Annotated in this window: 20 protein-coding genes; 12 read left to right on the top strand and 8 right to left on the bottom strand. The window is 64.0% G+C overall.

The features are described from left to right. Window positions 1-5 precede the first annotated feature (5 nt). Entirely contained in the window at window positions 6-908 is a 903-nt protein-coding gene (locus ABDB81_RS21920) for a LysR substrate-binding domain-containing protein (RefSeq protein WP_137926357.1), read from the bottom strand. Between the two features lie 135 nt (window positions 909-1043). Between ABDB81_RS21920 and ABDB81_RS21915 the strand changes: the two genes are divergently transcribed. The 4 genes from ABDB81_RS21915 (at window position 1044) to ABDB81_RS21900 (ending at window position 7621) form a co-directional block, all read left to right on the top strand. After that, window positions 1044-1958, top strand: a complete 915-nt coding sequence (locus ABDB81_RS21915) for an SDR family NAD(P)-dependent oxidoreductase (protein WP_137926331.1) — start codon at window positions 1044-1046, stop codon at window positions 1956-1958. 776 nt (window positions 1959-2734) lie between these two features. Further along, on the top strand, window positions 2735-4657 hold the full coding sequence (locus tag ABDB81_RS21910) for a PrkA family serine protein kinase (RefSeq protein WP_137926332.1): 1923 nt from the start codon (window positions 2735-2737) through the stop codon (window positions 4655-4657). Window positions 4658-4741: 84 nt separating this feature from the next. Beyond that, window positions 4742-6022, top strand: a complete 1281-nt coding sequence (locus ABDB81_RS21905; RefSeq protein WP_137926333.1) for a YeaH/YhbH family protein — start codon at window positions 4742-4744, stop codon at window positions 6020-6022. A gap of 60 nt (window positions 6023-6082) precedes the next feature. Continuing rightward, the gene (locus tag ABDB81_RS21900; protein ID WP_137926334.1) at window positions 6083-7621 is read left to right on the top strand and encodes a SpoVR family protein; all 1539 of its coding nucleotides are present in this window, start codon (window positions 6083-6085) and stop codon (window positions 7619-7621) included. Window positions 7622-7694: 73 nt separating this feature from the next. On the opposite strand, the gene ABDB81_RS21895 is transcribed toward ABDB81_RS21900, so the two are convergent. Next, window positions 7695-8843: a helix-turn-helix transcriptional regulator gene (locus tag ABDB81_RS21895; RefSeq protein ID WP_137926335.1), complete on the bottom strand. Its 1149-nt coding sequence runs from the start codon at window positions 8841-8843 to the stop codon at window positions 7695-7697. 385 nt (window positions 8844-9228) lie between these two features. Continuing rightward, window positions 9229-11541, bottom strand: coding sequence for a mechanosensitive ion channel family protein (locus tag ABDB81_RS21890; protein ID WP_137926336.1), 2313 nt, complete (start codon window positions 11539-11541; stop codon window positions 9229-9231). A gap of 303 nt (window positions 11542-11844) precedes the next feature. On the opposite strand from ABDB81_RS21890, the gene ABDB81_RS21885 reads away from it, so the two are divergent. Together ABDB81_RS21885 and ABDB81_RS21880 are read left to right on the top strand one after the other, a co-directional pair. Further along, window positions 11845-12255, top strand: coding sequence for a hypothetical protein (locus tag ABDB81_RS21885; protein WP_346813577.1), 411 nt, complete (start codon window positions 11845-11847; stop codon window positions 12253-12255). A 275-nt stretch (window positions 12256-12530) separates the two neighbouring features. Next, window positions 12531-12812 carry a hypothetical protein gene (locus ABDB81_RS21880; RefSeq protein WP_346813576.1) on the top strand — a complete coding sequence of 94 codons (282 nt, stop codon included), beginning with the start codon at window positions 12531-12533 and terminating at the stop codon, window positions 12810-12812. Window positions 12813-12836: 24 nt separating this feature from the next. On the opposite strand, the gene ABDB81_RS21875 is transcribed toward ABDB81_RS21880, so the two are convergent. The 3 genes from ABDB81_RS21875 to ABDB81_RS21865 form a co-directional block, all read right to left on the bottom strand. Beyond that, the gene (locus ABDB81_RS21875) at window positions 12837-13511 is read right to left on the bottom strand and encodes a histidine phosphatase family protein (RefSeq protein ID WP_346813575.1); all 675 of its coding nucleotides are present in this window, start codon (window positions 13509-13511) and stop codon (window positions 12837-12839) included. Between the two features lie 145 nt (window positions 13512-13656). Next, window positions 13657-14631, bottom strand: a complete 975-nt coding sequence (locus ABDB81_RS21870) for a tripartite tricarboxylate transporter substrate binding protein (protein ID WP_137926340.1) — start codon at window positions 14629-14631, stop codon at window positions 13657-13659. A 110-nt stretch (window positions 14632-14741) separates the two neighbouring features. Continuing rightward, window positions 14742-15422: a TetR/AcrR family transcriptional regulator gene (locus tag ABDB81_RS21865; protein ID WP_137926341.1), complete on the bottom strand. Its 681-nt coding sequence runs from the start codon at window positions 15420-15422 to the stop codon at window positions 14742-14744. 169 nt (window positions 15423-15591) lie between these two features. Here ABDB81_RS21865 and ABDB81_RS21860 point away from each other — a divergent pair, with 169 nt between their 5' ends. The 6 genes from ABDB81_RS21860 (at window position 15592) to ABDB81_RS21835 (ending at window position 23342) form a co-directional block, all read left to right on the top strand. Beyond that, window positions 15592-16398: a helix-turn-helix domain-containing protein gene (locus tag ABDB81_RS21860; protein WP_137926358.1), complete on the top strand. Its 807-nt coding sequence runs from the start codon at window positions 15592-15594 to the stop codon at window positions 16396-16398. A gap of 78 nt (window positions 16399-16476) precedes the next feature. Further along, window positions 16477-18621, top strand: a complete 2145-nt coding sequence (locus ABDB81_RS21855) for an acetate--CoA ligase family protein (protein WP_137926342.1) — start codon at window positions 16477-16479, stop codon at window positions 18619-18621. A 27-nt stretch (window positions 18622-18648) separates the two neighbouring features. Further along, on the top strand, window positions 18649-19644 hold the full coding sequence (locus ABDB81_RS21850) for a tripartite tricarboxylate transporter substrate binding protein (protein WP_160474130.1): 996 nt from the start codon (window positions 18649-18651) through the stop codon (window positions 19642-19644). Window positions 19645-19674: 30 nt separating this feature from the next. Continuing rightward, complete coding sequence (locus ABDB81_RS21845) at window positions 19675-21006, top strand: DUF1254 domain-containing protein (RefSeq protein ID WP_346813574.1); 1332 nt, start codon at window positions 19675-19677, stop codon at window positions 21004-21006. Between the two features lie 45 nt (window positions 21007-21051). After that, entirely contained in the window at window positions 21052-22368 is a 1317-nt protein-coding gene (locus ABDB81_RS21840) for a DUF1254 domain-containing protein (protein WP_346813573.1), read from the top strand. After that, window positions 22365-23342: a tripartite tricarboxylate transporter substrate binding protein gene (locus ABDB81_RS21835; RefSeq protein WP_137926346.1), complete on the top strand. Its 978-nt coding sequence runs from the start codon at window positions 22365-22367 to the stop codon at window positions 23340-23342. The genes ABDB81_RS21840 and ABDB81_RS21835 overlap by 4 nt, the downstream gene beginning before the upstream one ends. A gap of 17 nt (window positions 23343-23359) precedes the next feature. On the opposite strand, the gene ABDB81_RS21830 is transcribed toward ABDB81_RS21835, so the two are convergent. Together ABDB81_RS21830 and ABDB81_RS21825 are read right to left on the bottom strand one after the other, a co-directional pair. After that, entirely contained in the window at window positions 23360-23779 is a 420-nt protein-coding gene (locus ABDB81_RS21830) for a hypothetical protein (protein ID WP_160474127.1), read from the bottom strand. A gap of 112 nt (window positions 23780-23891) precedes the next feature. Next, window positions 23892-25475: an exonuclease domain-containing protein gene (locus ABDB81_RS21825; RefSeq protein WP_346813572.1), complete on the bottom strand. Its 1584-nt coding sequence runs from the start codon at window positions 25473-25475 to the stop codon at window positions 23892-23894. Window positions 25476-25584: the final 109 nt, after the last annotated feature.

Here is a 25584-nt window from a genome sequence, read left to right as displayed (position 1 = left end):
CGAGGTTACACAGGTTCGGTTGCAGCAGCGGCGAGGTACTTGATCAGTGCCTCCGCAAATTGTGGCAGTTCTCGACCGGGGCGGCGCACAAGCCGTATTTCGCGCCGCGCCCAGTCGTCTTCCAGCTTGATGAAGCGCAGCACCTTGCGGCTTGCGTAACGGCGCGCGCAGCTATTCGGCACGATGGCGATGCCTGCGCCAGCTTCCACCATGCGGCACACCGCATCGAAGCTGCCTACCTGGATGCGCAGGCTGATGCGCTTGCCCATACCACTGGCAATGCGGTCCAGGAACGACTGGATCGCCGATGACTGGTTCAGCCCGACAAAGCGGCAGGTATCGAGCAGATCGGCAAAGTGCAGCGCCTTGAACGCGGGCAACGGGTGGTTGACCGGGGCGATGACGATCAACTCGTCGCTGCAAAGCTGCATGGTGTCGAGGTCTGCCGTGGCCACTTCTCCGGCCACGATCCCCAGGTCTGCCGCACCGGCGCCGATGGCCGAGACGATATCGGCGGACAGGTGCTCTTCCAGTTCGACATCGACATCCGGGTTCTCGGAGAGAAAACGCGACAGCGCGTTGGCCAGGAAGGAGTTCGTTGCCGTGGTATTGGCCAGCAGCCGCACGCGGCCCTTCACACCCTTGGCGTAGGGGCGCAGGTCGGAGTGCAGGCATTCCAGCTGGCGGAACACCTCGCGTGCATGGCGCAGCAGTTCGTCTCCAGCCGGTGTCAGCCGCACACCCTTGACCTGGCGGATCAGCAGCTGGGTCTGGAACGCCTCTTCCAGTTGCTTGATGCGCGAACTGGCAGCGGGCAGCGACAGGAAGCTGCGTTCTGCAGCGCGGGTCAGGTTCTCGGTCTCCCCCACATTGAGGAAGAGGCGCAAATCGGTCAGGTCGTAGTGCATGGGTTCAGCGGGCACGAAGCCCGCTTTTGTCATTTGTGAATTCCGGAAACGTCGCCGCCAATTTATCGTATCCCGTTAGGCAATAACACGGGTACGCTCCCGCACCCGGAAAAACTGGCAGCCAAGGAGGCAGCGATGAGTGGAATGATGGAAGGCAAGGTAGTGGTCGTGACGGGCGCTGGCGGCGGCATCGGCCGTGGCATTGCGCTGGGCATGGCAGCCGCCGGCGCGCGCGTGGTGGCCAATGACCTGGGTGTCTCGATGACCGGCGAGGGCGGCGATGCGGGTCCGGCCCAGCGCGTGGTCGACGAGATCCGCGCCGCGGGTGGTGAGGCGGTGGCCAGCACGGACAGCGTGTCCACGTGGGCAGGCGCCAACGCCATCGTGCAGTGCGCGCTGGACAGCTTCGGGCGCATCGATGCGGTGGTCAACAACGCCGGCAACCTGCGCGACCGCATGTTCTTCAAGATGAACGAGGAAGAATGGCGCTCGGTGATCGACGTTCACTTGCACGGCACGTTCTTTGTCAGCCGCGCGGCAGCGAACTATTTCAAGGATCAGGAAAGCGGCGCTTACGTGCATATGACGTCCACGTCGGGGCTGATCGGCAACCTGGGGCAGGCCAATTACTCGGCGGCCAAGCTCGGCATCGCGGCGTTGTCCAAATCCATTGCACTCGACATGGCGCGCTTCAATGTGCGCTCCAACTGCATCGCCCCGTTCGCATGGAGCCGCATGACGAGTTCGATCCCGGCCGAAACGCCCGAGGAAAAAGCCCGTGTGCAGCGTCTGCAGAAGATGGAAGCCGGCAAGATTGCCCCGGTTGCCGTGTTCCTGGCCAGCGATGCGGCCAGCGAAGTCAACGGCCAGATCTTTGCCGTGCGTGCCAACGAGATCATGCTGATGAGCCAGCCGCGCCCCGTGCGCTCCGTGCATACAAGCGAAGGCTGGACGCCGGAGACCGTGGCGGAGATCGCCATGCCGGCCATGCGCAGCAGCTTCTTTGCGCTGGACCGTTCGCCCGACGTCATCAACTGGGACCCGATCTGAACGGGTGACTGGCAGCGCGTGGGACGCCGCGCGCTGCATTGCAGCAATCTTCGCGTGGCACGCATTCTGCTCATTGCGCAGAGATCGCACCTGCACGCACGCGGCGCACCGGGAGGGTGCGCCGTCGCAGCGGAAAAAACGCAAGGAATCGCAAAAGCGGTGCATGCCGTTTCGGACGCCCGTTCTACTGCGCATCGATGATGGCATTGGCGATGGAATCACGCTGATCCATTCCTTATCGAAATGTCCCTACAGAATCAGTCATTCGATATGAGAATGCCGCTGCGGCTCATGCGTTTGCACGATACCGGCCGCAGCATCCTTCGCGCACGATGAATGGCAGACGGAGTGCCTGTAGGACCGTGCCGGACAAGGGTTGTCAGATGTATCGGGAATTGCCCGATCGTTACACAACACGCTGTGCATGAAGCGCGTGAAAGGTGTAATGTGTGTCACAAGGCATGGTCAATGGCCCGTCACGGTGGTGCGAGATAGCGGGTGTTCTTTCCACTGCGATGCACGTCACAAGCGCGCGTTGCAAATGGCAGGCAACCCGATTGGGATGTACGCAGTCACGACGTTGCGAACGTAGTGAAACACTCGCAACAAGCGTCAACTCAAGACTCACATCCGCCGTTATTTGACTATGATGAAGTAAAGACTTCGCAACTTGGCAACTCCACCAAGCCGGGGTGGCGGAACGCAAGATTGCCGCGAAGTCTTAGGGGAGTAGAACTACCTTCGCCTCGGACGTGGGACTCTGACGGGAGTGAGGTATGGACATTTTTGGCCACTACGCCACGCGCTTCGAAGCACGCAAGGAAGAGGAATACAGCATCCAGGAGTATCTGGAGATCTGCAAGAAGGATCCTACTGCCTACGCGACTGCCGCCGAACGCATGCTCGCCGCAATCGGACAGCCTGAACTGGTGGATACCCACCACGATCCTCGCCTGTCTCGACTGTTCTTCAACAAGGTCATCCGGGTCTATCCCGCGTTCCGTGACTTCTACGGGATGGAGGACACGATCGAACAGATCGTCTCGTTCTTCAAGCACGCGGCGCAGGGCCTGGAAGAGCGCAAGCAGATCCTGTATCTGCTCGGGCCTCCGGGCGGCGGCAAGTCGTCGCTGGCGGAGAAGCTCAAGGTGCTGATGGAAGAGATTCCCATCTACGCACTGAAGGGATCGCCCATTCACGAATCGCCGCTGGGCCTGTTCTCCGCCGAGGAGGATGGCAAGATCCTGGAGGAGGACTACGGCATTCCGGTGCGCTACCTGAATACCATTCCTTCACCATGGGCCGTCAAGCGGCTGCACGAGTTCAACGGCGACATCACCAAGTTCCGCGTGGTGAAGCTGCGCCCCTCGGTGCTCGCGCAGATCGCCATCTCCAAGACGGAGCCGGGCGACGAGAACAACCAGGATATTTCCTCGCTGGTAGGCAAGGTGGATATCCGCAAGCTTGAAGATTTCCCGCAGGACGATCCGGATGCCTACTCGTACTCCGGTGGACTCTGCCTGGCCAACCGCGGCCTGCTGGAGTTCGTGGAAATGTTCAAGGCGCCGATCAAGGTCCTGCACCCGCTGCTGACCGCCACGCAGGAAGGCAACTACAAGGGCACGGAAGGCTTCGGCGCAATTCCGTTCGATGGCGTGATCCTCGCGCACTCGAACGAGGCCGAATGGCAGACCTTCAAGTCCGACAAGAACAACGAGGCATTCCTCGACCGGATCTATATCGTGAAGGTGCCGTACTGCCTGCGCGTATCTGACGAGGTCAAGATCTACGACAAGCTGCTGCGCAGCAGTTCGCTGTCGGCGGCGCCGAACTCCCCGAACACGCTGAAGATGATGGCGCAGTTCGCGGTGCTCACGCGGATCAAGGAACCCGAGAACTCGAATGTCTTTTCGAAGATGCGCGTCTACGACGGCGAAAGCCTCAAGGACGTGGACCCGAAAGCGAAGTCGTATCAGGAGTATCGCGACTACGCCGGTATCGACGAAGGCATGAATGGCTTGTCCACGCGCTTCGCGTTCAAGGTATTGTCGAAGGTCTTCAACTTCGACAATACCGAGGTGGCCGCCAATCCGGTGCACCTGCTCTATGTGCTCGAACAGCAGATCGAGCGCGAGCAGTTCCCGCCGGAGCAGGAAGCCAAGCTGATGTCGTATATCAAGGAGTACCTGACCACGCCGTATGTGGAGTTCATCGGCAAGGAAATCCAGACGGCTTACCTGGAGTCGTATTCCGAGTACGGGCAAAACATCTTCGACCGCTACGTGGTGTTTGCCGACCTGTGGATCCAGGACCAGGAGTATCGCGATCCGAACACTGGCGAAATCCTGGACCGCAACGCGCTGAACGATGAACTGGAGAAGGTGGAGAAGCCGGCGGGTATCTCGAACCCGAAGGACTTCCGCAACGAGATCGTCAACTTCGTGCTGCGGGCACGGGCCAACAATGGTGGCAAGAACCCGGTCTGGACCAGCTACGAGAAGCTGCGGATGGTGATCGAGAAGCGCATGTTCTCCACCACGGAGGACTTGCTCCCGGTCATCTCGTTCAACGCCAAATCGTCGCGCGAGGATCAGGACAAGCACGAAAACTTTGTCAACCGCATGGTCGAGAAGGGGTACACGCCCAAGCAGGTTCGGCTTTTGGTGGAGTGGTATCTGCGCGTCAGGAAGTCGTCGTAAGTCATACGGACGCGGTGTCCTTCATCCACGGCGCTCTCATGGCTGTTTTCATGGGAGCGCCCCAACAAGGCGGGCGAACGGCTTATGGGCACGGTCATCGATCGGCGCGAGAACGGCGGCAACAAGAGCGCCGTCAATCAACAGCGCTTCATCAAACGCTACCGGCAGCAGATCCGGCAGGCGGTGGCGAAAGCGGTGTCCGGCCGGAAGATCATGGACATCGAGCAAAGCGGTCAGGTGTCCATTCCGGTCAAGGACATCTCGGAACCGATTTTTCATCACGGGCAGGGGGGCAAGCGGGAGTGGATTCATCCCGGCAACAAGAAGTTTGTCAGAGGTGACAGCTTTGACCGTCAGCAGCAGGGCAGCGGCGGCACGGGGTCGCGCGCCAGTGACAGCGGCGAGGGCGAGGATGATTTCGTCTTCACGCTATCGAGAGAAGACTTCCTGAATTTCTTCTTCGAAGACATGGCGCTGCCGGATCTTGCCAAGCGCCACCTCGCCAAGATTGCCGAAGTGCGCAAGGTGCGCGCCGGCTTCTCCATCGACGGCACGCCATCGAACCTCTCGATCCTGCGCACCATGCGCAGCTCGCTTGGGCGACGCATCGCGTTGTCGAGCCCCTATTTGAAACGCCTGCACGCCCTCGAGGCGGAGTACAACGAGGTGCTGGAGAAGGAAGGGGAAGGCCCCTATTCCGAGCAGGCAGAAGCGCTGATGGAGAAGATGCGCCACCTGCGCGCGCAGGTGGACCGTGTTCCATTCATCGAGAAGCTCGACCTGCGGTACAACAACCGCGTCATGAAGAAGCGGCCCCAGGCGCAGGCGGTGATGTTCTGCCTGATGGACGTTTCCGGCTCGATGGACGAAAGCCGGAAGGACCTGGCCAAGCGGTTCTTCATGCTGCTTTACCTGTTCCTTAAGCGGAATTACGAGCGCATCGACGTGGTGTTCATCCGCCATCACACGGTGGCGAAAGAGGTGGAGGAGGAAGACTTCTTCCATTCGCGGGAGTCCGGTGGTACGGTGGTGTCGAGCGCGCTCAAGCTGATGGTGGAAGTGATTCACGACCGCTATCCGCCGAGCCAGTGGAATATCTACTGCGCCCAGGCATCGGACGGCGACAACTGGGCGGGGGATTCGGAGTTGTGCGGCAGGCTGCTGCGTGAATCGATCCTGCCACTGGTGCAGTACTACGCGTATGTGGAAGTGGCTTCGGAAGAGCCGCAGAATCTCTGGGAGGAATACCTCACGGTGAAGAGCCAGTTCGAGCACTTTGCGATGCAGCGCATCATCGGTGCCGACGAGATCTACCCCGTGTTGCACGATCTCTTCCAGAAGCGGGCCGCGTGGCCCGGCAGGTAGCAAGGGCAGCAGGCCGGTACGCTGCACCCGGCGTGTACCGGCACGTCACTGGGGATGTCTATGGCCTATCTATCGACGGGCTCGGAGTGGACCTTCGAGCTGATCCAGCGCTATGACCGCGAAATTGCCCGCATCGCCGGCGATTTTGGTCTGGACACCTATTCCAACCAGATCGAGATCATCACCGCCGAGCAGATGCTCGACGCCTACGCGTCGGCCGGCCTGCCGGTGGGATACAACCACTGGTCCTACGGCAAGCACTTCCTGTCCTCGGAGCGCAGCTACCAGCGCGGCTACATGGGGCTGGCCTACGAGATCGTGATCAACTCGAATCCCTGCATCGCGTACCTGATGGAGGAGAACACGATGCCGATGCAGGCGCTGACCATTGCGCATGCCTGCTACGGCCATAACTCGTTCTTCAAGGGCAACTACCTGTTCCGCACCTGGACCAACGCGGACGCCATCATCGACTACCTGTTGTTCGCCAAGAACTACGTGGCCGAGTGCGAGCAACGCTACGGCGAGCAGGAGGTGGAGCTGCTGCTCGACTCCTGCCACGCGCTGCAGAACTACGGCGTGGACCGCTACAAGCGGCCCAAGAAACTGTCCATCGTCGAAGAACAGGCGCGTCAGCAGGAGCGCGAGAACTACCTGCAGATGCAGGTCAACGATCTCTGGCGCACCTTGCCGCGCCATCGTCCGCATGCACTGCGCGAGGAAGAGGAAGCAGCAGAGTACGAAGCTACGTTCCCGCCCGAGCCGCAGGAGAACCTGCTGTATTTCATCGAAAAGAACGCGCCCAAGCTGCAGCCGTGGCAACGCGAGATCGTACGGATCGTGCGCAAGATCGCGCAGTACTTCTATCCGCAGCGGCAGACCAAGGTCATGAACGAAGGCTGGGCCACGTTCTGGCACTACACGATCCTGCACCAGCTCTACGAGGAGAAACTCGTCAACGACGCCTTCATGCTTGAATTGCTGCAGGCACATACCAACGTGATCTACCAGCCGCCGTACCACAGCCCGTATTACAGCGGCCTGAATCCGTACACGCTGGGCTTCCTGATCTTCCAGGACTTGCGCCGCATGTGCGAGAACCCGGACGACGAGGATCGGCGCTGGGCGCCCGAGATCGCGGGCAGCGACTGGCGCCAGACGCTGGACTTCGCCATGCGCAACTTCAAGGACGAAAGCTTCCTGCTGCAGTTCCTGTCACCGCGCGTGATCCGCGAGCTGAAGCTGTTCTCGGTGCTGGACGATGACCGCGAGGGCAAGCTGCGTGTGACGGCGATCCACGACGATGAAGGCTATCGCCAGATCCGCCAGTTGCTGGCCAACCAGTACGACCTCTCGAACATGGAGCCCAACATCCAGGTGACCAACGTGGATGTGGGCGGTGATCGCTCGCTGACGCTGCGGCACCTGCAGAACGAGCGTCGGCCGCTGGCGACGAATTTCGACGAAGTGATCCGCCACGTGACGCGGCTGTGGGGATTCACCGTGCGACTGGAAGTGGCCTACGAGGACGGCCGCCGTGAAATGAAATACGAATGCAAGCCGGAGCGCAGGCACCAGCAGCAGAGGAAGGCGGCCTAGCGTAGCCCGCCGGTCCGCTTCAAAAAAAGAAAGGCTCCCGCTGTGGGAGCCTTTCCTCTTGATCAATGCCCGGTTAATCCTTGCGCGCGTGCCCCGTGCGCGGACGGGCCGCCGAACACGCCCCGGCGCGTTCCAGGTCCACGCCCGGCAGCAGATGCAGCAGGCGCACCAGCTCCGACTGGCGGTGCGTGCCGGTCTTGCGCAGCGTGTCGCGGATATGGACCCGCACCGTGTGGGGCGACAGGAATTCGCGCTCCGCGATCTCGTTCAGTGTCTCGCCGGCGGCCAGTCGGATCGCGATGATGCTTTCCTTCTTCGACAGGCCGAACAGCGACGTCAGCACCGCGGCGTCCAGCACCGAACGCGATTCCGAGTTGCCGAGCAGCATCATGGCCATCGGCAGTTGCCAGGGGCCTTCCACCGGCTGGCGCGAGACCAGCGGCATCACGATGATCGGCACGGGCTGTCCGCCCGAGGTGATGTGCATCCACGAGCCCGCCGCGGCGCCGCCATGGCGGCCACCGTGCGCGGCGTTGTCGAGCATCCTGGCCAGCACCGATTGCAGTGAATCGGGCTGGGCGCAGAGCACGCCGTTATCCAGCGCCAGGTGCGTGTCGGCCTGCACAAGCGCTTCGGCCCAACTGTTGGCGTAACGCACGCGCATGTCGGCCTGCAGGATCATCACGCCGAAGTCGAGGGTGTCGAGGCTGGCCAGCCCCAGCGAGGCCAGGCCGCTCAACTCGAAATTGCGGTGCTGCATGCGCGCAGCGCGTGCCCAGTGAGGCATGACATGGGCCACACGCCGATTGCAGTCGTGCTCGGTGCAGCGATCGCAACCCGGAGTGGCGCTCATCCAGACGCACACGTCGTGCGTGTCGAACAGGCGGATGCCGCCAGACAGTCCGCTGTAGTCGATATGCGCGTCAACGTGTCCGACATCGCCGATGTCGCCGGCGGTGGCCAGTGCCACGCTCGCGCGCGAGGGCAGGGCGCGCATGCTCTCGGGCATGCTGCTGGCATTGGTGAAGCAACCGTGCGGTGTCACCCCAAGGCGCGCCTGTCCCGCGAGCTTGTCCCATATCAGGTAGCTCGGGCTTTCCGAGCAGGTATAGCGGGAGAACAGGTCCAGTGCGGCCGGCATGGCCGCCACGTCCATGGCCGATTCATAGATGCGGTCGACGAGGCGATGGAATACGTCGTCGCCAGGCAAGTGTTCGCCCATTTCATTTTTCCCCGGTGGCAAACGCCTTCTTTCCTCAGGCCGCTGCAGCTTGGCGCGACCTTCTTTTGTGTTGATTCCACTGCGGGCAACCGGCACTCATCGAGCGATGGGTGCGTCTTGCCGTGTATCGGATCATCGTGCAAAAACCGGATGCGGGAACATCCCGCCGTGGGAGGGGGCGCTTGCTCAAAACCTGCGCCGCGCCTGCCTTTCCGGTTGATTGGGGACAGTGCACCGGTCTACGTCGGGCGCTGTCGAAGTTGGCGAGATAGTAATGCGGCGACGGACCTATTTCAAACTAATAGACAAGAATGTCCGGATTTTTCTTGGCGTAAATGAGACAGCCGGCAGCGGGCGAGACCCGCCCTCCACATCCCGGCCGAAATCATGTCGTAGACGGCGCTTTGGACGTGACGATTTCGGCGCCTGCGCCAGCCGCGGCAGCGATGGCATTTTCGGCACTTCCGCCATCCACCTGAACGGTCACGTAGGGTGCTGCCATCCGGATGCCCTCCGCATCGAAGTTGCGTTTGAGCCGGATATTGAAGGCGCGCGAGATGTCGGACTGCATCAGGGGGCGGGTCTTGAACTGGGCCAGCACCACCTGTCCGTTCGGATCGAACCGGTCGAGGCCAAGGATGTCGAGTCCCGATAGCAGGTTGCGGCTATAGCGATAGTCCGAAGACACCTCGGCGCCGGTCTCGCGAATGATTTCCAGCGCGCGGTCGAAATCGCTCTGGTAGGAAATCGAGATATTGAAGACCGCGAACGCGTAGCCGCGTGACAGATTTTTGACAGCCTTGATCTGGCTGTAGGGCAGCGTGTGCAGCGCGCCCTTGCCGTCGCGCAGCCGCACCGTGCGGATCGTCATGCCCTCCACCACGCCCGAGTGGTCCGGCAGTTCGATCGAATCCCCGATCGCAATGGAATCCTCGATCACGATGAACAGGCCGGTGATCAGGTCCTGCACCAGGCTTTGCGCACCGAAGCCGATGGCCAGCCCGACCACGCCCGCGCCCGCGAGCAGCGGCGTGACGTTGACGCCCAGGTTGGCCAGCACTGCAATCATCGCCACCACCAGCAGGGCCACGAATGAGGCATTGCGCACCAGCGGCAGGATCGTCCGGGCGCGCAGGCTTGGCTGCGGCGCGCGGGTGTTACCGGGAGTGAGCGACTGCGTGATGGCGGTGTCGATCAGTAGCCAGACCAGCCAGGCCAGCAGCACCACGCCGATCACGCTCAGGATCGATTGGGTGATATGACGGCCCAGGACGGTGGCCTCGGCCAGTCGCATCAACGAGGTGTTCCAGATGCGCGCATTGAGTTCGAGGAAGGCCACCCAGATGGCCACGCGCACGATGGCCACGCCAAAACGCCCGAACCGCTGGATATACGCCGAACGCCGGCGGTCGCGTAGCCGGGGCGCGCGCTTGGTGGCCTTGGGCGAGCGGCCTACGACAAGCGTCAGCAACGTGGCGCTGACGAACAGCGCCACGGTCAACACCGCGCGTCGCAGGAATTCATCGGCATGACCCGTGGCCATGATCGTGCCGATGACCGACGCCACCACCACGGCGAGCATCGGCAGGTACCACGCCTCGCCCGTCATGCGCAGCAAGTCCATCAGCGCGGGATGTTCCTGGCGGAACGCAAACGGGCGGCAGGCGATGAGCTGGCCAATGGCGCGGCGGAAACGTACCGCGAAGACGCCAATCAGGATGGCCGCCAGGATATTGGCCAGCGTGCTGATCAGCGCCGACAGATTGACGCCCAACGAAGCAATCACACGCGGGTCGGTGTTGGCTTCGCCCAGCGCTGCCAGTGCCCCGGTCACGAACAACAGCAGCGGTGAATGCCCGAGCAGGTCGCGCACCGCGGCCCGCCGGTGGCCCGACTGGAACAGCGCAAAGATGACCTGGCAGACCGCCGACATGATGGCGCCCGCCACGATGGCATAGGCCACGAGCACCGCGCCCATGCTGGCTGGCGTGCGTCCGAAGACCTGGTAGGCCAGCAGCAGCGTCAGCCCGAACGCGATGATCCATGGTCCGATGCGCCGCAGGAAATAGATGCCCACGTCGATCCACGAGGGCACCGTGGGCAGCGGTGTGGGACGCGGGCCGCGCACCCGGCTGCGGTGCAGGCGTCGCGACAGTTCGAAGAAGACCCAGCCCGTGGCCGCCCAGCCCAACAGCACGACGCCGAACTCGCGCCACGATTCCAGGCTGCTGCGTGTGCGTCCAACGGTCAGCGCCTCATGCCACTCCTCGCCCGCGAAGTCGATACGCCAGCGCCAGTACTGCCACGGACCGCGGTCCTTGTGCGGCGCGCGGTCGATGTCCTGCAGCGCCTGGGCCACCGCGCCAATCAGGCCCGGTGATGCGTCGCTGGCGGATGCGGCAGCCGAAGAGGCACCGGCCGCTGACGCATCCAACCCGCGTCGCAGCGTCTGTAGTTGCGTGACAAGTGCCTGGCGGTCCTTGTCGTTCTGCAACGTGTGGATGACCTCGTCGAGCGATTGGGCCAGCGGGGCACTGGCGGCAGGCGCCGAGGCTGGCGGGGCTTCGGCCTTCTGAACGGCGGCGAGGATGGGCGATCCGGCGGCCATAGCCGGATTGCCACCCGCCAGCACGAGCAGCAGGGCAGCCGTCCAGAGAGACAGCAGGCAGAACAGGGAGCGGGGGCGCAAACGATGCATGGAAGGGCGCAAGCGGTGGTCGATCACCGTCGGTGAGCCAGCATGCGCGTCACTGTAGCGCATTGCGGCGCGGCATCGCGCAGGCAAGTCGCCTGCCGGGCGCATGCGTCGCCCAACCTCGATTCAAAAAAATTGAATGACTCGTCCTTAACATGGCGATTTTACGATGAGGGCGGAAGCCTATAGTTCTGTTCATGGACGGCGCGCAACAAAGCGGGCAGCGAAGAAAGTAGCCAGGCCGAACCGCGCCGGACCATACAAACCAACCTACAAATTTTTGATCGTTTTTTACCGGAGAGCATCATGACCAAGACCAACGCCCTGAATATCGCTTCTGCCCTCGTCCTGTCGCTGGCTGCGCTGGGCACCGCCCAAGCCGGCACCGTCCCGGCCGACCAGTATGGTTACCAGTTCCGCACGACGGTTTCCGCAGACAAGTATGGTTATGAATTCCGCACACACGACGCCTTCACCGACGGCGCCCGTGCCGGCAAGGTGGATACGTTCACGGACGGCGCCCGCACGGTTGCCGGCCTCGACAAGGTGGGCGTCTCGGCTGCCCCGGCTCGCACAGCTGATCCGTATCTGGACGGTGCCCGCAACGCCGACCCCTATAACGACGGCGCGCGCTTCATCGCCGGACGTGACCAGATCGGTGTCTCGGCTGCCCCCGGCCGCACGTTCGACCCGTACCTGGACGGCGCTCGCGCATGAGGACCATGTCACGCGGCACAAGCAAGGCGTTACGTAACCCGTAACGCCTTTTTTGTTTCCGGCAGCGTGTTTGGCGAGTGCCGGAGCGGCATTCTTCCGCCCGACTGAAGTGGGGTGGGGCAGTCTGAAACGACCGCCTGGCGCGGCCTGGCGCCGCATCGCTTCAAACAGCGGTATGGGTTGGCCTGATCGGTGCCGATATTGGCATGTCGCTTGCAGACTGTATCCGGTGAACAAGATCGCCAGCCATAAGACTTGCCGACCGGGAGACCACCATGTTCCAGACCTTCGCCACCCGCACCCATTCCACCTTTGCACACGACGCCGTGATCGCCCGCGCCATCGACGCTGCCATGCTGCGCCGTCGTGATGATTACAACGGCCAGCCCATGGCCTGGAAGATTTTCTGCGAGGCTTCGCACGTAGCGACACTGGCCGATCCGGCGCGCACGGCCTTTATCGAACGTGTGGCCAACGAGCGCGGCGCGGATGCCGCCCTGCGCCTGAAGGTCAAGTCAGAGGCAATCCGTGCCGAGGCCATCGCCCGCCTCATGTAAGGCCGGGAATGCCGGAAATGCCCGCTAGGCGAAGGTAATCGCGCTGCGCCGTTCGGCGCGTTCGAGGTGCGGCACGTTGTTAAAGCTCAGCAGACGCTGCGTGCCCCGGCCGACGATCAGTTCGCAGAAGCCGGTATTGCGGAATTGCAGGTTCAGTTCGATGGCGGTTTGCGTAGGTGCGCCGAGCAGGTCGGCCACGGCGCGGCCAATTGCACCGCCCGAACTGACCACGAGTAGTGAATCCTCGCGCGCGGCCCCTTCCACGGCATTCGACAGGGCAGTCTGCATGCGCGCGCCAAAATCGATCCAGGTTTCCGGCATGCCGTTCAGTTCGCCCTGCGTCCACGCTGCGAAGGCCGCCCGGAACGTGCGCCAGTAGTCCTGGTAATCGCTATTCTGATGAGCCCGATGGTCGGCACCATCGGTAAAGCTGCGATAGAGCGATTCCCCATCGTATTCATTGAGTCCCGCATGAGACTCCACGGCCAGCCCGTCCACGCCCATGCCGCTCAGGATCTCGGATGCCGTGTCCTGCTGACGCACCAGTGTGCCGGCCACCACACGCCGAAACTGCACCCCGCGATCCTTGAAGTATTCGCCTAGCCATCGCGCCTGCTGCCGTCCCACGTCGGACAGGCAGTCATAGTTGGCGGCACCGAAAGAGGCTTGTCCGTGACGGACCAGAAATAGCGTGGCCATGGGGAGGGAAATCGGGAAATTGCGATGTCGCGATTCTAGATGCGCGACGCCGGCGGACCTAGCGAGGCCCGCCGGAATTCATGCCGGCCATCGGTGCCATGCATTCGGAGGATGAACGCATGGCCGCAGCAACATCCATCCAGCCTCAGTCCAGCGTGACGCCGGTATCGGCCGTCAGCTTGAGGATCACGGGCAGATACGCCTTGTAGGCGCGCTCGGCCTCGGCGGGCGTGTTGCCGATAGGCTCGGCGCCCATCTCGTCGATCTTGGCCTGCATCTCCGGCGTCTTCACCAGCGCGGAGGTTTCGCGCCCCAGCCGTTCGATGATGGCTTCCGGCGTCTTGGCCGGCGCCACCAGCGTGATGGGGCCGATGATCTTGTATGCGGCATCGCTGTAACCGGCCTCGGTGAAGGTCGGCACGTCGGGCAGCGCCTTGGCGCGCGTGGTGCCTGCCACGGCAATCGGCCGCAACTTGCCTGCGGCCATGTGCTGGCGCAGCGTGGTCACCGAACCCACCGTCATGTTCACCTGTCCGGCCAGCAGGTCCGACACCATCGGGCCTTCGCCACGATACGGTACGTGCAGGATGTCGATGCTGTAGGTCTTGTCCATGTACGCCTGGAACGTATGCGGCTGGGTGCCCGGCCCCCACGATCCCATGCGCAGCTTGCCCGGCTCCTTCTTGGCGTAGGCAATCAGCTCGTTGACGGTTTTCACCGGCACCGTGCTGTTGACGGTCAGCACCGTGCGCGCGTTGGCGATGTCGGAAATCGGCCGCAGTTCGGTGCGCGGATCGTAGGGCAGCTTCTTGTAGAGCGCGATGTTGGCCGTCAGCGGGCCGGGGATGGTCATCAGCAACGTGTAGCCGTCCGCCGCCGACTTGGCGACGAAATCGGTGCCGATGATGCCGCCGGCACCGCTCTTGTTTTCGACGACCACGGGCTGCCCCAGCCGCTTCGACAACCCGTCCGCCACCTGGCGGGCCAGCGAGTCGGTCAGGCCGCCGGCCGGGTAGGGCACTACCAGGCGCACCGGCTTGTTGGGATAGTCGCCCTGTGCGGATGCCGCCAGGGGCAGCAAGGCGGCAAGCGCCGCGCAGGCCAGGCTCGAAAGCTTCATGGTGTGTCTCCTCGTTATAGGCCCGGTCCGAGCGGGGACGTGCCGCTATGGTTGCGGCTGATGCGGGCGGTTGGTGGGTGAAGCGAGGGAAAACAGGGGGCTTCGGTCGTTCAGGCGTCGTCGAGCTGCAGGTAGCTGGCGACCATCCGCGACATTTCCTGCGGCAGCCGGTCGTCGTCGAGCGGGAACGGGCCGGGATTGTTCAGGATGGCGTTGACCAGCGTGCCGAATGCCATCTGCATGGCAAAGCGCAGCCGCAGTTCCGCTTCCTCGGGGGGGCCGGGCAGGCGCGGCACCACGACTGTCACCAGCCGTTCGATGATTTCCTGGCCATTGCGCTGATGCGGCAGCCATTCCTCGGGACGCGCCGTGGCGTGTTTGAGGGACGCACGAATCACGCCGCGATTGTTGCGGCAGCCATTGACCATGAAGTGCAGCGTCTTCTCGATGACCTGGCGCGGCGGCACGTCCTGCCAGCGATGCTCGGCCATGTAGCGGGCCACAGAACTGTCCGACTCCTCCATCACCGACGCACGCAGCGCCTCGAAGAATGCCATCTTGTCCCGGAAGCGGCCGTAGAAGGCGCCCACCGACACCTGGCAGGCCGACGCGATCTGGGCCACCGAGACCGCAGTGAAATCGCGCTCGGCCAGCAACTCACGGCCGGCGGCCAGCAGCGCCTGCTCGGTTTCGCGCGCACGGCGTTGGCGCGGCGGCTGGAGGACGGAGGTGGTATCGACGCGCGGGAAGGCGGCGTGGCTCGATTCCATGTTGGGTGACAGGGCAGGCATAAGAATTTTCCGTATTCGAATTCGGATTCGGTTTTGAACGTTACGGATGGCCGCAAGGGCCGTCAAGTCGGGGTTTACGATCTGTATTTCCAATATATGGAAATTCGTTCCGCTTTTTGACACACAATGATCGGGCCGACCACACTGGGAAACAGGAGACGACATGCCGATGAACAAGCCCGTCGAACAATTCATTGCCGAGCGCCGCCTCGAGGACCCCTCGTTTGGCGGACTGCTGGCCAAGGGCTTCGCGCTGCTGCGCTGCTTTATCGACGACCCACGACCGCTCGGCAACGGCGAACTGTCGCAGCGGCTGCAACTGCCCCGCGCCACGGTATCGCGTATCTGCCGCACATTGTTCGAGTTGGGCTATCTCGACTGGGACCCCAAGCTCGACAAGTATTTTGTCGGCGCGCAAGTGCTGGCGCTGGGCTATCCCTACCTGGCCGGGCTGCAGGTACGGCATCTGGCCCGGCCCCTGATGCAGGCGCTGGCCAACGAGGTGGAGGGCGCCGTGTCGATGGGCGTGGCACACCGGCTCGACGTGACGTATCTGGAATCCTGCACGCATCACGAAGGCACCTCGGCCCGGCCGGCCGTGGGCGCGGTGCGCAGCGTGATGACCACGGCGATGGGGCGCGCGTTCCTCTGCACGCAATCGAAACGTGAATTCGAAACGCTGATGGAAGCCGCCCGCGTGGAGCGGCCGGATGAATACGCGGCCTGCTACGACACCGTGTGCCACAACGTGGCGCACTACCCAAAACGCGGCTTCGCGCTGAACGAGGGCGATGCCGGCGAGGGTATCCACGGCGTGGGCGTGTATTCGCGCATCGTCTATCTGAACCGGCCGCTGCTGTTCAACTGCGCCATGCCGGGGCTGCGCGTCCGTCGAGGTTCGATGGAGAAGCGCGTGGCGCCACTGCTGCGCGAGATGGTGCGGTCGATCGAGATCATGGCTGGCGTGGGACGCTAGCCGCCGGGCGCGGGACCGGAATTCCCGCACGAACGAATGCTGGCGGCATGTACCGCAGGCATCGAGGATGGAGACAACATGCAGGATTTGCAGCCGTTGCTGTGCCCACGGTCGATCGCGATCGTCGGTGCTTCGACCTCTCCCGATAAAGTTGGCGGTGTCCCCGTGCGACTGCTCGCCGAACTCGGCTACGCGGGCCGTGTCTTCCCCGTGAATCCCGGTGCCGACTCCGTGCAGGGCCTGCGGGCCTATCCGGATATTGCCTCCATCGGCGAGCCCGTGGACTTGGCCATCGTCGCCGTGCCGGCCTCCGGAGCGCCCGAGGTGATGGCGCAACTGGGTGGCGCCGGTACGCGTGCCGCCATCGTCTTCACTTCCGGGTTTGCCGAAGTGGAGGGCGGCGATGCCCTCCAGCACGCGCTGGCCTCGCAGGCACAGGCCCACGGCGTGCAACTGCTCGGCCCCAACTGCCTCGGCGCGATGAATCTGCGCGAGCGCATGTTCGGCACGTTCTCGCCCATTCCGCTGACTGGCGTGCCGCCCGTGGGTGAGGTGGGACTGGTCAGCCAGAGCGGCGCCTTCGGTGCGTATGCGTTTGCGCTGGCGCGCGAGGCCAAGCTTGGCTTGAGCCACTGGGTGACCACGGGCAACGAGGCCGGCCTGCAAGTGGCCGATGTCATCGAATGGCTCGCGCACGATCCGCAGACACGCGTGATTTTGGCCTATATGGAAGGGGCGCGCGATGGCGTGCGGCTGCGTCGCGCACTGGCTGCCGCACGCGACGCGGGCAAGCCTGTGGTCATCGCCAAGGTCGGCACCACGGCGGCCGGTGCCAGCGCCGCGCAATCGCATACCGCCAGCCTGGCCGGCGAGGATGCCGTCTACCAGGCGGTGTTCGACGAGTACGGCGTGCATCGGGCGCATACGCTCGAAGCGTTTTTCCGGCTCGGGTACACGCTCGCGCGCGGCAGCCGGCCTCGCCAGTGGGCCTCCCGCTCGGGCCTGCCCGCCGATGCCGTGGCGCCGGTCGCCATTGTCACGGTGTCGGGCGGCGTGGGCATCATGATGGCCGACAGCGCCGAAACACAGGGCCTGCCGCTCCCGGCCATGCCCGCCGCCGCTGCGCAGGCATTGCGCAAGGCAATTCCATTCGCAAGCACCACCAACCCCATCGACGTCACGGGTCAGGTGGTGGCGCAGCCGCAAGTGTTCGTCGACGCGCTCGCCAACGTGGCGCGCTGCGGCGAATACGGTAGCGTGGCCGCATTCCTGGCCGGCGGTGCCAACGCGCCGCGCCTGTGGACGGCGCTGCAGGACACCATCACCGGACTGGCCGCCGACCCCAGCGCCGCGCCGCTGCTGATCTCTGGCGTGATGGACGACGAGAAACGCGAATGGCTGGAGGCACGCGGTTGCCTGGTCTTCCGCGAACCCGCACACACGATGGAAGCCGTGGCGGCGCTGGCCCGCGCGGCTGCCATGGAAGCGACGGCATCGGACGCTGGCAGGACGGCGCAGTCCACCACATCGAAGCTGTCCATGCCGGTTCCCGATGGCGTGGCCGCACTCTCCGAAGCCGAGGCCATGACATGGCTGGCCGAGGCTGGCGTGCCCGTGGCGCCGCACGGTCTGGCACACGATCCCGACGAAGCGGTGCGCGTCGCGCAATCGATCGGCTTCCCGGTGGCGGTCAAGCTCTGCTCGCGCCATGTGCTGCACAAGAGCGATATCGGCGGCGTGGTACTGGGCTTGCAGGATGCCGATGCGGTACGCGCGGCGTTTGCGCGCGTGCGGGATGCGGCAGGGACCGTACAGGGCGCCGATGGCAAGCCGGTGCCGTTCGAAGGTGCCATCGTGGCGCGCATGGTGCGCGGCTGGGGCGAGATCATGGTGGGCGTGCGGCGCGATCCGGTCTTCGGACTCGTGGCGCTCGCGGGTATTGGCGGCACGGCCGTGGAGATTTTTCGGCAGATGGCGTTCGGCCTCGCACCGCTGTCGCGGCAACGTGCACGGGCCATGCTCGAACAGAGCCGCGCGGCAGCGTTGTGTACCGGGCATCGCGGTCATCCATCGCTCGATCTGGATGCGGTGGCCGATGTGCTCGTCAACGTATCGCGCGTGGCGGATGCGATTGGCGAGCGGCTCGACACACTCGAAATCAATCCGTTCATCGTCAGCCGCGACGGCCTTGTCGCTGCCGATGCAGTCATCACGCTGCGCTGAGCGTCATTACAAGAGGAGACATCACCCATGCGACACACCATTCGCAGGACGCTGCGCGGGCTGGCCTTCATGACGATTGCGGCACTGGCGACGGGCTTCATGTCAGGACCCGCCACGGCGGCCGACAACTATCCGGACAAACCGATCCGGCTCGTGGTGCCATTCCCGGCAGGCGGGGGTACGGATGTGGTGGGGCGACTGCTGGCCGCACGACTGTCGACGTACCTCAAGGCCACGGTTATCGTCGAAAACGTGGCCGGCGCTACGGGCACCATCGGCAGCGCACAGGTGGCACGCGCGGCGCCGGACGGCTATACGCTGCTGCTCGGCATCTCGGGCACGCACGCCATCGCCCCGTCGATCTATCCAAAGCTGCCGTACGAACCGCTGCGCGACTTCGTGGCGATTGGACGCATCGCGTACGGCGGCAACGTGCTCGTCGCGAATCCAGCCTACCCGGCGCGCGATATCAAGGCGCTGGTCGCGCTGGCGAAGCAGCCCGGTGCTGACGTGACCTACGGCTCGTGGGGACCGGGTTCGGGCGGCCATCTGGCTGGCGAGAGCCTGAACGTGGCGGCCGGCATCCACCTTCGCCATGTGCCGTACAAGGGTGTGGCGCCGATGTTGAACGACCTGATGGGCGGCACGCTGCAGATCGCCATGGCAGACCTGACCGCCGCGCTGCCGCAGATTCGCGCCGGCAAGATCCGCGCGCTGGCCGTCTCCGGCGCCGAGCGGTCGGAGGCGCTGCCCGATGTGCCCACGTTCGCCGAATCGGGCATTCCGTTCAAGCTCGATAGCTGGTTCGCGCTGTTCGCCCCGGCGCGCACGCCGACACCCATCGTCGACAAGCTGGATCAGGCGATGCAGCACTCCATGCAGGACCCCGCGCTGCAGGCGCAGATCGCCAGCTTCGGCATGCGCTACGCGCCGATCAGCCGCACGCAGTTCACGACGCAGATCCGCGAGGACACCCGCACCTGGGCCACGCTCGTGAAATCCAGCGGCGCCGCACTCGAATAACGCATCGAACAGAAAACAGGAGACACAGACATGAACCATCCCGCATCGCCCGAGGCGCTTGCCTCCCGCGCGATTTCCGCACCGGTCTACGCCAGCCCGCAAGAGGCGTTCGTGGCCGCCGCCGCATTGCCGCTGGTGATCTACGGCTATCCGCTGATCGAGACGCTGCGTACCTGCCAGTTGCAGACGTCGGTGGATGCTCCCACGGGTTATGGCCGCGCGCCGATGAACATGCTCTCGGCCAGCACGCGGCAGTGGACGCACGAAGACCGCGATATCGTCACGCCGGCCAACGACCTGCTGTACTTCTGCGGCTGGCTCAACCTGGCCGATGGCCCGGTGACGCTGCGCGTGCCCGCTCTGCCCGATGCCGACCGCTTCTACGTGGTGGAACTGCTCGACGCGCATACCAACAACTTCGCCAATCTCGGCGCGCGCAACGTGCCCGCCGAAGGCGCAGATGTGGAGATCGTCGGTCCCGGTTGGCAGGCCAGTTCGGCCAATGCCGTGGCTTCGCCTACTTCGTTGGTCTGGGTGCTGGGGCGCGTGCTGGTCACGGGCGCCGAGGATCTGCCGCGCGCCTACGCCTTCGAACAGGGCTTTCAGGTTGTGCAAAGCGCCGGCCCGGCGCGTCCGCTCAGCGTCACGCAGTGGCAGGACACCGGCGATGCCGCCATGGACTTTTTCCAGAACCTGTTCCGCGCGCAGCGAGATTTTCCGCCCACTGCCGAAGAGCAGGGCGTCTTCACGCTGCTGCGCAAGGTAGGCATCCGGATCGAGGACGAGCCAGAGATTGCGTCGATGCGCGCATCGGTTGTCGCGGGCCTGCGCAGTGCTTACGCGCAGGGTATGGCGTTGATCGAGGCCCATACGCGCAGCCAGGGCCAGAAGGCGTGGGGCTACAGCCTGAAGCTCGGTATATACGGCGATGACTGGCTGCTGCGCGCCTGTACGGCGATGAAGGGACTGGGAGCGTTGCGCGCCGACGAGGCCGTCTACGCGATGTCGGATTTCGATGCCAACGGCGAGCGACTGCATGGATCGCACAGCTACGCGCTGCGTTTCGATGCCGGCCGGCTGCCGCCCGCCGAGGCGTTCTGGTCAGTCTCGCTCTATGGCGAGGATCGCTACTTCACCGCCAATGAAGCCGGCCGCTATGCCGTGGGCGACCGCACGCCGGGCCTGCGTTGGGAAGCCGATGGCTCGCTGGTCATCGACATCTCGCACAAGCGTCCCGCCGACGATGCGAACTGGCTGCCCGCGCCCGCAGGCAGCTTCTACCTGATCCTGCGCCTGTATCACCCGACTACGGGATTCATGACGGGGCAGTACGCGATTCCCGCCGTGCAGCGGGTCGCCTGAGCGGCGGCATCCTATCCATACAAGAACAGATCGGAGACAACCTTCATGCCGCAGAGCTACACCGAATTGCAGCAACTGGCGCGCGATGCCGTGATCCACACGCTGCCCCTGTACGAAATGGCGCGCATGCGCGCGGCAACCTGCCCGCGCCGTGACCGCGCAGGGCACTTTGCCGGCGATGGTCCGGATTCCACGCTGCGCTGGGTGAACCACCTGATCCATACGCGTGAACTGCTCGGCCCGCAGCATCGCCAAGTGGTCACACCAAACAACGACACGCTATACACCAACGCGTGGCTCGACCTCTCGCGCGAGCCCGTGGTGATCGACGTCCCCGACTTCAATGGCCGCTACTACGTGCTCGGCCTGCTCGACGCCTACACCAATCCGTTCGGCTATATCGGCAGCCGCACCACAGGCACGCAAGCAGGCAAGTTCCTGCTGCATGGACCGGACTGGCATGGCGTAGTGCCGGAAGGCATGCATGCCGTGGCATGTGCGACCAATGCCGTGTGGATGATCGGACGGCTGCTCGTCGATGGCGAAGCCGACCTGCCGGCGGTCCACGCCTTGCAGGACGCCATCGCGCTGAACCGGATCGACGGTTCGCCTGCCGCGTTCCCGTTCGATGTCTCCATGCAGCCGCGCGAGCACCTTGGCGATGCGCGCCGGTTCGCGGAGATCGTCAACTGGATGCTGGCCGACAATGCGCCGTCGGTGGCCGAAGCCAGGCTGATGCGACGCTTTGCCGAGGTCGGCATCGGCGCAGGCTTGACGGCTACTGCAACACAGCTCGACATACTTGCTGGCGCGCTCACGGATGTGCTCAAGGATCTGGCCGAGCCGCAGGCATCGGACATGGGCGGCGGCTGGGCGATGTCGGTGGACGTGCGCGAATCGTACGGCACAAACTACCTGCAACGTGCGCTGGTGGCACGCAACTACATCGGCGCACTGGGCGTGCAGGAAGCGATGTACATCATCGCCGACCGCGATGGCGATAACGCCCCGCTCGATGGCCGCCATGCCTACCGGCTCGACTTCGCCCTCGACAATCTGCCCGAGGTCGGCGCCTTCTGGTCGCTGACCATGTACGACAAAGGTGACTGCATGCTCGTGCAGAACGAGATCGCGCGCTACTCGCTGGGCGACCGTTCGCCCTCGCTCGCACGTGGCCCGGACGGTAGCCTGACCCTGCATCTTTCCGCGCAGCCGCCGAGCGATGCGGCACAGCAAGGCAACTGGCTTCCCGCGCCGGCTGGCCCGTTCTACGTGGCACTGCGCCTTTACGTTCCGCAGCCTTCGCACCTCGACAGGACGTATCGATACCCGGCCATCGCGCGGGTCAGGGAGGCATCATGAATCCGACCAACCTCGTGCGCCGCCGACTGGTGGGCGCGATGATGCTGGCCGGCATCGTTCCCTCCGCATTCGCCAATACGTGGCCCACCAAGCCGGTGCGACTGGTCTCGCCCTATGGCCCAGGCGGGTCGAACGATACATCGGCACGCGTGCTGGCCGAGGCGTTGAGCCGCAAGTACGGCCAGCAGGTAGTGGTGGAAAACAAGCCGGGCGCCGGCACGCGTGTAGCGAGCGAATCCGTGGCGCACGCCGCGCCCGACGGCTACACGCTGCTCTGGGCCGCCGCGCCGTTCGCCATCAATACCGGGGCCGGACTGTCGCAGCGCTTCGACATCCACAAGGATTTCGTGGCTGTGGGCCCGCGTGTGCTCGGCCCGGTCTTCCTGATCGTCAACGCGAACTCGCCCATCAAGACCGTTGGCGATTTCGTGAAGATGGCGCAGCAGAAGCCCGAGGGCGTGACATTCGCCTCGCCGGGCATCGGCTCGGGGCCGCACCTGACGGCGGAGTTGTTCGCGTCGCAATCGAAGTTCAAGGCGCTCAATGTCCACTACCGGGGTGATGCCACTGCATATACGGAATTGCTGGCCGGACGTGTCGATGCGACGCTGACCGCGATCACCACGGCGCTGCCATTCATCCAGGCCGGCAAGCTGCGCGTGATCGCCGTCGCAGCCGATGCGCGCACACCGGTTTATCCGGACGCGCCGACTTTTGCAGAACAGGGCGTGCCTGGCGTGATCGGCTATGGATGGTTTGGCATCGTGGCCCCGGCGGGGACACCGCCCGCCATCGTCCAGCAGATCAACCGCGACGCGAGTCAGGCGCTTGAAGATGCGCAGATCCGTCAGAAACTGTTGTCGCTGGGATTGCAGCCCGCGCCGGGCAGCAGCGCGGAGTTGTCTGGTTTCATCGATGCCGAAGTGAAGAAATGGGGCGCGCTGGTGCGGGCGCGCGGCATCGTGCTGGAGTAGCGATGTCCGATCGGTGATCAGCCAGTGCTGGCCGGCTTACGCGCCAGCCTGGCGCATTGCCCAATCAGACTCTGGGTGCAGCAGGCATCGCCGCTCCACTCGCCCCGGCTGACGTGTCCGTCGGGGCCGGCGATGAGCTTGCGCTGGCACTGACCGAAGCGCTGCGGCGGCTCCAATCCGGCATCGCGCGGGCCATATCCGGGGGCATGTGCCAGGGGCACTTCATCGTTCCATATATAAGCGGTACCGCCGGAGACGTTCTGTACAGACTTCGGCGGCCCCCATTGGGCCTTGGCCTGATCGATGGGCGCGCCTTTCCAGGAATCGAAGATGCGCGACATGGTGCCGCCTTCGATATTGGCGCACGCGGCGGCCAGCGCGATCGCGGCCGGGGCGAGCAGGAGGCGACAGGCTGTATGGCGGGACAACGCAGGCATGGCGACTCCATCTTGGGCGGCAGACCCATTTGTCGGAGACTAGACGACTTCCTGCCGGGCTGACAGCGGCAGGTCGCAAGATTATGCGCGCTACCGCACCAATTCGTGGGCCTTACCCAAACAGGGACAAGGTATCCGCGGCTCGGTCCCTCAGCTGGCTCCGGGCAGTCAGGCGCGGCCGGCCCGCAGCATCCCGTCTGGTTGGCAGGGGCGTGGGAGCGGTCAGCATGAAGCCTCGCGCCGATACAAGCGGGACGGCCCGAGCCAACAGATCCGACAGATAGGGCAAGAGGATCTGGTAGGTATCGATATCGAAGCGGGCCGGCGGCTCGGTCAATTGCGCCGCTTCCTCCAGCGTGTTGGCCATGCCGAGGTAGCACCAGTCCTCGATGACATGCCAAGGCTGGTGATCCGCCTCGCGCCAGGCGACCGGGCCGTCAAACGGCCATCGCCGTAACGCCTGCGACTCGATGACGGCGAGCGTCCGCCTGCCATGCGCCGGCCCGGACTCTTCGCCGGTGCAGGCACCGTTGCAACGGTGCAGTTGCCGCGCAAAGCAAGGATTGCCCCGCCGCGCAGCCGGCTCCAACAGCAACGTCACCTGACAAAGGCGGTGCTCGTTTGCCAGGGCTCCCAGCCAGGCGCGCGCCGCAGTGCGGCTGGTGAACGCGCCATGGAGTGCCGCGTGACGGCTGAAATCGGTCAGGCGATTGGAGCGCAGGCGCGGCGCAGGCATGCCCTCCATCATCTCCCAGGCGAACAACTCGTCGTAGTGACGGAGTTGCTGGTTATATAGAGGGCGAAGCGACTTGACGAGGTGCGCCTCCAATAGCAGCGCACCGGCCTCGCACCCAGTCTCGCGCCAATCCACCCGGCGCACCTGACGAGACAACTGCATGTCCTTGCCGTTGGTGTGATCACCAGAGAAGTGCGCGCGAATGCGCTGGCGCAGATGAATGCTCTTGCCGACGTAGAGCGGCGCGTCATCGTCGCCATGAAACATATATACGCCGGGACGGTCGGGAACATCATCCAGCGATGTCTCGGTCAGGCCAGACGGCAGGCTCGCATGCTTTACCAATGATTTGACCGCCGCTTCGACAAGATCCACGGAATAAATACCATGGACCTTTTGCCAGAACTGCCAAAGCAGTTCCGCATCGGCCAGTGCACGGTGGCGCCCCTTCGGTGCCAGGTCAAACCGGGCGATCAGCGCATCGAGCCCGTGGCGCTCCACCGAGGGGAACAAGGAGCGGGACAGGCGCAGGGTGCACAGCACATCCGCCCGGAACGTCAGGCCGGCGCGCCGGAACTCGGTCTTCAGGAATCCGTAGTCGAACCGCGCGTTATGGGCAATGAACAGCTTTCCCTGCAGGCGCTCGATCAGTCCTTCTGCAATCGAGCCGAAGGTCGGCTGGCCACGCACCATCTCTTCTGTGATGCCAGTCATCCCCTGGATGAATGGCGGGATGCTGGCTTCGGGGTCCAGGAGGATGTCCCATTCCTGAATACCGTCCGGCCCCACTTCGACCACGCCGATTTCTGTAATCCGGTCACGCTGGGCATCGGCACCGGTCGTTTCCAGATCGACAAATACAATAGGACGCGCCAGCGCGGCAGCCAGTGCATGCGCATCGAGCGCCCCCGCCTGGCGAGTTTCCAGGCGTTCAGGCAGGTAGGTAAGATCCGACGTCATCCGGCGATTCTAGCGAATCGGAAAATTCTTTTACGTAACCCCTTGCGCAATCCTCTTGGCTGGCCTAATATTCGCCCCCTCGCAACACAAACCGCGCTGCAAACGCAGC

The sequence above is a fragment of the Cupriavidus sp. DL-D2 genome (genome assembly GCF_039710735.1).
In the GTDB taxonomy this organism is placed as follows: Bacteria; Pseudomonadota; Gammaproteobacteria; order Burkholderiales; family Burkholderiaceae; genus Cupriavidus.
Note: the sequence above shows the minus strand (reverse complement) of the source record. Positions and strands in the feature narration are given on the sequence as shown.

Excerpts from the sequence above, each read along its gene's own strand:
- ABDB81_RS21920 (WP_137926357.1), bottom strand. The coding sequence starts at position 908 with ATGCACTACGACCTGACCGATTTGCGCCTCTTCCTCAATGTGGGGGAG.
- ABDB81_RS21915 (WP_137926331.1), top strand. The coding sequence starts at position 1,044 with ATGAGTGGAATGATGGAAGGCAAGGTAGTGGTCGTGACGGGCGCTGGC.
- ABDB81_RS21910 (WP_137926332.1), top strand. The coding sequence starts at position 2,735 with ATGGACATTTTTGGCCACTACGCCACGCGCTTCGAAGCACGCAAGGAA.
- ABDB81_RS21905 (WP_137926333.1), top strand. The coding sequence starts at position 4,742 with ATGGGCACGGTCATCGATCGGCGCGAGAACGGCGGCAACAAGAGCGCC.
- ABDB81_RS21900 (WP_137926334.1), top strand. The coding sequence starts at position 6,083 with ATGGCCTATCTATCGACGGGCTCGGAGTGGACCTTCGAGCTGATCCAG.
- ABDB81_RS21895 (WP_137926335.1), bottom strand. The coding sequence starts at position 8,843 with ATGGGCGAACACTTGCCTGGCGACGACGTATTCCATCGCCTCGTCGAC.
- ABDB81_RS21890 (WP_137926336.1), bottom strand. The coding sequence starts at position 11,541 with ATGCATCGTTTGCGCCCCCGCTCCCTGTTCTGCCTGCTGTCTCTCTGG.
- ABDB81_RS21885 (WP_346813577.1), top strand. The coding sequence starts at position 11,845 with ATGACCAAGACCAACGCCCTGAATATCGCTTCTGCCCTCGTCCTGTCG.
- ABDB81_RS21880 (WP_346813576.1), top strand. The coding sequence starts at position 12,531 with ATGTTCCAGACCTTCGCCACCCGCACCCATTCCACCTTTGCACACGAC.
- ABDB81_RS21875 (WP_346813575.1), bottom strand. The coding sequence starts at position 13,511 with ATGGCCACGCTATTTCTGGTCCGTCACGGACAAGCCTCTTTCGGTGCC.
- ABDB81_RS21870 (WP_137926340.1), bottom strand. The coding sequence starts at position 14,631 with ATGAAGCTTTCGAGCCTGGCCTGCGCGGCGCTTGCCGCCTTGCTGCCC.
- ABDB81_RS21865 (WP_137926341.1), bottom strand. The coding sequence starts at position 15,422 with ATGCCTGCCCTGTCACCCAACATGGAATCGAGCCACGCCGCCTTCCCG.
- ABDB81_RS21860 (WP_137926358.1), top strand. The coding sequence starts at position 15,592 with ATGAACAAGCCCGTCGAACAATTCATTGCCGAGCGCCGCCTCGAGGAC.
- ABDB81_RS21855 (WP_137926342.1), top strand. The coding sequence starts at position 16,477 with ATGCAGGATTTGCAGCCGTTGCTGTGCCCACGGTCGATCGCGATCGTC.
- ABDB81_RS21850 (WP_160474130.1), top strand. The coding sequence starts at position 18,649 with ATGCGACACACCATTCGCAGGACGCTGCGCGGGCTGGCCTTCATGACG.
- ABDB81_RS21845 (WP_346813574.1), top strand. The coding sequence starts at position 19,675 with ATGAACCATCCCGCATCGCCCGAGGCGCTTGCCTCCCGCGCGATTTCC.
- ABDB81_RS21840 (WP_346813573.1), top strand. The coding sequence starts at position 21,052 with ATGCCGCAGAGCTACACCGAATTGCAGCAACTGGCGCGCGATGCCGTG.
- ABDB81_RS21835 (WP_137926346.1), top strand. The coding sequence starts at position 22,365 with ATGAATCCGACCAACCTCGTGCGCCGCCGACTGGTGGGCGCGATGATG.
- ABDB81_RS21830 (WP_160474127.1), bottom strand. The coding sequence starts at position 23,779 with ATGCCTGCGTTGTCCCGCCATACAGCCTGTCGCCTCCTGCTCGCCCCG.
- ABDB81_RS21825 (WP_346813572.1), bottom strand. The coding sequence starts at position 25,475 with ATGACGTCGGATCTTACCTACCTGCCTGAACGCCTGGAAACTCGCCAG.